This is a genomic window from Streptomyces sp. 8L (genome assembly GCF_020176795.1).
Taxonomy (GTDB): domain Bacteria; phylum Actinomycetota; class Actinomycetes; order Streptomycetales; family Streptomycetaceae; genus Streptomyces.
The window spans coordinates 1-6,740 of sequence record NZ_JAIUKE010000558.1 but is presented as its reverse complement, the minus strand read 5'-3'; the positions used below and the strand labels follow the sequence as shown (position 1 = coordinate 6,740).

At 71.9% G+C, this 6,740-nt stretch carries 7 protein-coding genes and 2 tRNA genes; 7 read left to right on the top strand and 2 right to left on the bottom strand.

Going from position 1 to position 6,740, the window contains the following annotated elements:
* The first annotated feature begins 216 nt into the window (after positions 1-216).
* A complete protein-coding gene (locus LCE31_RS34280; protein WP_225021496.1) occupies positions 217-1,281 on the top strand; it encodes a glycoside hydrolase family 64 protein in 1,065 nt (354 codons plus the stop codon).
* Positions 1,282-1,580: 299 nt separating this feature from the next.
* Here the strand turns inward: LCE31_RS34280 and LCE31_RS34275 are convergent, their stop codons facing one another.
* Positions 1,581-2,240, bottom strand: a complete 660-nt coding sequence (locus LCE31_RS34275) for an SDR family oxidoreductase (protein ID WP_225021494.1) — start codon at positions 2,238-2,240, stop codon at positions 1,581-1,583.
* A gap of 138 nt (positions 2,241-2,378) precedes the next feature.
* Positions 2,379-3,602, bottom strand: a complete 1,224-nt coding sequence (locus LCE31_RS34270; protein WP_225021491.1) for an amidohydrolase family protein — start codon at positions 3,600-3,602, stop codon at positions 2,379-2,381.
* Between the two features lie 504 nt (positions 3,603-4,106).
* On the opposite strand from LCE31_RS34270, the gene LCE31_RS34265 reads away from it, so the two are divergent.
* The 6 genes from LCE31_RS34265 to LCE31_RS34240 all read left to right on the top strand — a co-directional run bounded on the left by LCE31_RS34265 (position 4,107) and on the right by LCE31_RS34240 (position 6,711).
* Positions 4,107-4,179: transfer RNA gene (locus tag LCE31_RS34265), tRNA-Thr, on the top strand.
* A gap of 47 nt (positions 4,180-4,226) precedes the next feature.
* Positions 4,227-4,299, top strand: a tRNA-Met gene (locus LCE31_RS34260).
* A gap of 94 nt (positions 4,300-4,393) precedes the next feature.
* Entirely contained in the window at positions 4,394-4,558 is a 165-nt protein-coding gene (gene rpmG, locus LCE31_RS34255; RefSeq protein WP_018385553.1) for a 50S ribosomal protein L33, read from the top strand.
* A gap of 234 nt (positions 4,559-4,792) precedes the next feature.
* Positions 4,793-5,254, top strand: a complete 462-nt coding sequence (locus LCE31_RS34250; RefSeq protein ID WP_225021490.1) for a MaoC family dehydratase N-terminal domain-containing protein — start codon at positions 4,793-4,795, stop codon at positions 5,252-5,254.
* Between the two features lie 4 nt (positions 5,255-5,258).
* Positions 5,259-5,687 (top strand): MaoC family dehydratase, encoded by a 429-nt coding sequence (locus LCE31_RS34245; protein WP_225021487.1) that lies wholly within the window; start codon positions 5,259-5,261, stop codon positions 5,685-5,687.
* Positions 5,688-6,021: 334 nt separating this feature from the next.
* Complete coding sequence (locus LCE31_RS34240; RefSeq protein WP_225021485.1) at positions 6,022-6,711, top strand: TetR/AcrR family transcriptional regulator; 690 nt, start codon at positions 6,022-6,024, stop codon at positions 6,709-6,711.
* Positions 6,712-6,740 lie beyond the last annotated feature (29 nt).

Sequence of the window (6,740 nt, the reverse complement as noted above, 5' to 3'; positions counted from 1 at the left end):
CCCCCAACAGAGCCCTCCGCAGCACCAGTTGATCCCGATCTCTTGACAAGTACATGCGAGGAGTAAAGGCTTCTGAGAGCGCTCTCAGTCGCCCGGCCCCGCCCCATCCGGTGGTCCTCGCGTGCTGACCGCGTGTTCGTTCCGGGTCGGACAGGGCCGCCACCTGGCTGGGCGGCCGTCACGTCCGCTTCGTATCCCGCAGCCAGGGAGGATCACATGCCCCCCACAGCACCCGCGGCGCCCACGGCATCCGCGGAATCCACCCCAACAGCTGAAGCCACCCCGAGCGCGCCCCGCTCGGGCCGCCGTCGCCGCCGCACCACCGCGCGGCTGACCGCGGCCGTCGCGATGGCGCTGGCCCTCTTCGGCGCCGCCGCGACCGCCTCACCCTCCACGGCGCTCGCCGCGAACGCTCCCCTCGGCCCTGCCGCGGCGGCGGTACCCGCGGGCGAGACCCCGCCGGACTCGTTCTGGGGCGACACCGGCTCCATCCCGCCGGCGCAGAACGTGCTCACCGTCAAGATCCTCAACCGGACGAACGGCGCGTACCCCGACGACCAGGTCTACTGGAAGTTCGGCGACGAGGAACACTCCATCGCGGAGCAGCCGTACCTCGACATGCCGGCCAACTCGGCCGGCCGGATGTACTTCTACCTCGGCTCGCCCGACAGCCAGTACCAGGACTTCATCGAATTCACCGTCGGCGACGGCGTGTTCAACGGCAACACCACCCGCGTCGACGCCTGGGCCCTGCCGCTGGCCATGCGCCTGCACGCGAGTGACGGCTATGACACCCAGGTCGGCGACAGCTACGACGTCTTCCAGCAGAGCAGGGACGCCCTGTTCCAGCAGTTCAAGAGCGAGGTGCCGACCGAGTTCCAGGGCCTCGCCGACGTCCGGGCCCCCTACAGCATCCCCGCGCCCGGCAGCTCGCCCGACTTCCAGGCGGGCGGCAAGTACGCGGACTACTTCACCAGTTACGCCCAGTCCGTCGGCGTCAACGAGTCGACGTCCAACATCACCGGCTGTGCCGGATCACTCGCCTCGAACGCGGACATGTGCGCCGCGCTCAACCGGCATGTGGCGCAGCTTCCCGCGGACCAGCAGTCCGACCCGAGCCAGTTCTACAAGGCGGCCCCGGCGAACTACTACGCGAAGTTCTGGCACGACCACGCCATCAACGGGCTCGCGTACGGCTTCCCGTACGACGATGTGGCCGGCCAGTCGTCGTTCGTCTCGCACGCGGACCCGCAGTGGCTGGAAGTCGCCGTCGGCTTCTGACGCCCGCGGCCCTTCCGGGACTCGCCCGGCACCCTCCGGCGCCGCTCCCCACGGCCCCTGCCCGCACCCGCCCGGTGCGGACAGGGGCCGCCCGGCGCTCACCCCGTCACGATCGACCCGCCGGGCGGACGTCCTCTCACCGACTCGCCGGGGCGCACGCCCCGTCACCGGCTCTGACGCCTCACTGCCTCCAGGGCCCGTCACTCGGCCCTGACCCCTTGCCGGCTCCGAAGCGCGTCACCGACTCCAGGGCCCGTCACCGGCCCTGGCCCGGCACTGCCTCCGGCCCTCGGGGCCCGTCACCGGCCCTCGGCCGCCGCCCTCACCGCGTCCTCCACCGCGGTCGCACCGCCGATCAGCTCCAGCGTCAGGCCCGCGGTGCCGGGGACCGTGAGGAGCTCCGCGAGCACGGCGGCCACGTCGTCGCGCGGCACCGGGCCACGCCCGGTCCTCTCCGTCAGCTGCACCTGGCCCGTACCGGCGTCGTCCGTCAGCGCGCCGGGCCGCACGACGGTCCAGTCCAGGGCGGACCTGGCCCGTACGGCGTCGTCCGCCGCGCCCTTCGCGCGCAGGTACGCGTCGAAGACCCCGTCGCCCGCGTGCTCCGAGTCCGCGTTGATCGACGACACGATCAGGTACCGGCGCACGCCCGCGCGCTCCGCGGCGTCCGCGAGCAGTACGGCGGCGTCGCGGTCCACGGTCTCCTTGCGTGCGGCCGTACTGCCGGGACCGGCGCCGGCGGCGAACACCACCGCGTCGGCGCCTGCCAGCACGCGGGCGAGTTCCGCCACGGACGCCGACTCCAGGTCGAGCACGACCGGTTCGGCGCCCGCTGTCGTCAGGTCGTCCGCCTGCTCCGGGTTGCGGATGATGCCCGCGACCTCGTCACCGCGTGCGGCGAGCAGTCGCTCCAGCCGCATCGCGATCTGACCGTGTCCTCCTGCGATGACAATGCGCATGATGACGACGGTACGTCGGCGCGCCGGGTCCCGCCGCGCGGGAACACACTTCGGGCCGCCCGCGTGGCGCGATCCCGCCCGCCGCGCGGCAAACGGGCCTCGTTCCGCGCCCGCGTGCGTCGCGATCCCCTGCGAGCGTCAGCCGGGCCGCACCTGCCGTGGCAGGGCCGGGCCCGTGCCGCTGTCGGAGTCGCAGTACTCCCGCACCGCGCTGGTCCGCGCCACCACCCGCCCGCGGTGGACGACCATCCTGCTGTACGCCTGCGACAGCACGCCCGGCAGCCCGTCCCCGCGTACGGCAAGCAGCTCGGCGGGGAAGCCCGCCTCCACCCGGACCCGCGGCAGCCCCATCGCGGCCCTGGCCGCCGTGCTCACCGCCTCGTACGCCTCCTGCGCCTTCAGGCCGCCTTGCGCGACCAGCAGATACGCGGCCTCCAGCGGGTCCCCGCGCCCGACCGGGTTCGACGCGTCGCGCAGGGCACCGCTGCCCGCCGCCAGCCGGACCCCCGCCGCCAGCAGCGGCCGTACGGGGGCGGCGGCGCCGCTGAGTCCGGCGTCCCCGCAGCCGCCCTGGGGCAGGCAGACCACGGTCACCCCGGCCGCGGCGAGCGCCTCCGCCGTGCGCGCCACGGCCTCGGGCGGCAGCCGGCCGAGGCCGGCGCACGGACCCACGCTCACGCCGGACCGCAGCCCGCCCGCCATCGCGGCGAGGCGGGTGAGGCGCTCCGGGTCGGCGGCGTCCGTGTGCAGGTCCACGGGGCGGCCGTGCTCCGCGGCGAGGTCCAGCACGGCCTCGACGTACCCGGCGGGGTCCGGGTCGAGATCGGGGCAGCCGCCCACCACGTCGGCGCCCATCTTCAGCGCGTCCCGCAGGACGGCGAGCCCGTCGGCCCCGGCCACACCGGTCAGCAGCCGGGGCACGGCGACGGTCGTCAGGTCGCACAGTCCGCGCAGCGAGCGCCGCGCCTGGAGGACCGCTTCGAGCCGGGCCAGCCGGTACGCGTCCCCGACCCGTACGTGCGAACGCAGCGCGGTCGCGCCGTGCCCGAGCTGCGTCAGCGCCGCCTCCGTCGCACGCCGCCGCACGTCCTCGCCCGGGTGGCGGGCGGGCGGCCCGTCGGCGGACAGGGCGGTGTCGCAGTGCGCGTGCGGCTCGGCGGGCGCAGGCAGCAGCAGGTAACCGCCGAGGTCGACGCGCGGGCCGGGGCCGCCGAGGGAGCCGGCCGTACCGACGGCCTCGATGAGGCCCCCGCTCAGCCGTACGTCGACGGTCCTGCCGTCGGCCAGCCGGGCGGACGAGAGGATCAGCGCGGTGATGTCGGTTGCGGCTCCGTCGGGCGGCTGCGGCTGACTGTCGGACATCGCGCTCCTGCTGTTCGTACGGTCGCACTGCTCGCGCCGCCCGTACCGCCCGTGCCGCTCGCGGCAGGCCGGGGCGGGCCGACGGGCGCCGCGTCACAAGATCACGCGGCGTGCGTCGAGCCTAGGACGGGCTGGGGACGCCTTCGGGGAAGCGCGAAATAGTCGTACCGGCGGAGCCTTCTGCGCCTGCCGACTGAAGATCTCCTACAAAAGCCTCCGAGCGATCTCCTCAGACTCCTCCGACTGAAGCCTCCGACAGAAGTGCTCTGACCGAAGCCTCTGACCGGAGCCCTCCGACCAGAGCCCTCTGGCCGAAGCCTCCGGCCGAAGCCCTCTGTATGAAGCGACCCGTGGTGTGACCCGTGGTGACCGGTGGGGCGGATGGGACGGCAGTGGGGCCCGTGAGTGAGGAAGCCGTGGGTGACGGCCGCGAGAGGGCCTGTCCCGGGGCATGAAATCGGATTTGGGCGAACCACGACCGACCGTGTAATGTCTTCATCGCTCGCCCCAATAGCTCAGTCGGTAGAGCGTCTCCATGGTAAGGAGAAGGTCTACGGTTCGATTCCGTATTGGGGCTCTGGTGTTCGGTGATCCTCGCCTTCGGGCGAGGAGATCCTGCATCGGAGCGGTGTAGCTCAGTCGGTAGAGCAAGCGGCTCATAATCGCTGTGTCACCGGTTCAAGTCCGGTCACCGCTACAGACAGTAGCCGATTGCGGGGTCGGTCCTCCAGTCGGCTACTCTTCTTTGCGTAAAACCTGATTATCCCATCCGTTCGTCAAGGAGCACTCACGTGGCTGCCACAGACGTCCGCCCGAAGATCACGCTGGCCTGCGTGGAGTGCAAGGAGCGGAACTACATCACCAAGAAGAACCGGCGTAACAACCCGGATCGTCTTGAGCTGAAGAAGCACTGCCCGCGCTGCAAGGCGCACACGGCGCACCGCGAGACGCGCTGATCAAGGCTCGAACGCGAGGCCGCCCCTGAAGTCGAGGGGCGGCCTCGTTTCGTCTGACGCCCCATCGAGCCATGGGCCCGTTGAGCCACTGGCGCCCATCGAGCCACTGATCCACCGAGTCGCCGGTTCTGCCGGCCGCCCGTCCACCCGTCGGCCGGCGATCACCGCCGTCCCCTCGGACGGGCGCGCCCGAAGAGCGGCCGGCGGCCGAACAGCAGGAGGGAACGGCACTTCATGGCGCTCGACCAGTCCTTTGTGGGGCGGAGCTATCCGCCCACCCCGCCGTACGAGGTCGGCCGGGAGAAGATCCGCGAGTTCGCGGAGGCGATCGGCGAGACGTCGGCGGCGCACACCGACCCCGAGGCCGCACAGGCGCTCGGTTACCCGGACGTCATCGCCCCGCCGACCTTCGTGTTCACGATCACCTTCCGCGCGGCGGGTGAGGTGATGACGGACCCGCGGCTGGGTCTGGACTACAGCCGGGTCGTGCACGGCAATCAGAAGTTCGCGTACACGAGGCCGTTGCGCGCGGGCGACCGCCTCTCGGTCACGTCCACGATCGAGGCGATCACCACGCGCGCGGGCAGCGACTTCGTCGACCTGCGCGGCGATGTGCACGACGAGACGGGCGAGCATGTCGCGACGGCGTGGATGAAGCTGGTGGCGCGTGCCGCCGACGACGCGGCGGAGGCGTGAGGGCATGACGGCGAAGATCGGTTACGACGAGGTCGAGGTCGGCACGGAACTGCCCCCGGGCACCTTCCCCGTCACCCGCGACACGTTGGTGCGGTACGCGGGCGCCTCGGGCGACTTCAACCCCATCCACTGGAACGAGCGGTTCGCCAAGGAGGTCGGGCTGCCGGACGTGATCGCACACGGCATGTTCACCATGGCCGAAGCGGTCCGGGTGGTCACGGACTGGGCGGGCGACCCCGGCGCGGTCGTGGAGTACGGAGTCCGCTTCACCAAGCCCGTCGTCGTCCCGAACGACGACAAAGGCGCGGTGATCGAGGTCTCGGCCAAGGTCGCGGAGAAGCTCGCGGACCGGCGGGTCCGGGTCGACATCGCGGCGACGAGCGCGGGCCAGAAGGTGCTGGGCATGGCCCGCGCCGTGGTCCAGCTGGCCTGACGCCTCAGCCCCGAGTCCGAGCCCCGAGCCCCGAGCCCGAGTCCGAGCCCCGAGACGATCACGCCTCGGCTTGGCTCCCGGGACGACCGGGCCTCGGACCCGGCTCCCGATATACGCGTGTCGTGCCTGGTGCCTCGGACCCGGTGCCTCACCTGGCGCGTCACGCCTGATGCCTCGTACGTGACGCCTCAGACCTGACGTTCGAGCGGCGGCCCTGCCCATGGCGGCACGGCCGCCGTCGTCGTTCCCCGAAGCAGTCCCGCCCCCGAAGAGTCCACTTTTCCGTGTCGCCGCGGACTTGACGAAGTTAGTGATTGGCCAATAATTTAGTCGCATGGTCAGGATGAGCGCGGAGGAGCGGCGCGAGAGCGTCGTACGGGCGGCGGTCACGGAGTTCGCCCGCGGCGGGTATCAAGGCACCTCCACGGAGGCCATCGCCCGGCGCGTCGGAGTCTCGCAGCCGTATCTCTTCCGTCTCTTCCCGAGCAAGCAGGAGATCTTCCTCGCCGCCTGCGACCGGTGCCTCGGCGACATGGCCGTGGTGATCCGGACCGCGGGGGAGGGACTGAAGGGCGACGAGGCGCTCGATGCGATGGCCGAGGCGTATCAGCGGAGCATCGCGGAGCAGCCCGAACTGCTCCTGTTGCAGATGCAGATGTACGCGGCGACCGGTGTGGCCGAGGCCGCGGGCGACCGCGACTTCGGGGAGCGGCTGCGGCGCGGCTGGCTCAAGATCTGGGACACGGCGGGCGAGGCGCTGGGAACGGGCGACGACGAAGCCGCACAGTTCATGGCCTACGGAATGCTGATCAACACCATGGTGTCGCTCGGCTTCCCGCCCAGGCACCGGGTCTGGGGTGGGGTGTACGAGTCGGCGCAGCCCGTCGCGGGTGAGCCGGCCGGACACGCGGGCGGGCCGAAGTCGGCCTGTAGCGGATCGACCGACGATCACCCGTTGCCGGAGGACTGTCCGTCGGCGAAGGACCACCCGCCGACGGGCGGCCACCCGCCGGCGAAGGGCTGAACGGGAGAAGGGGAGCGGGGGGCGACGGG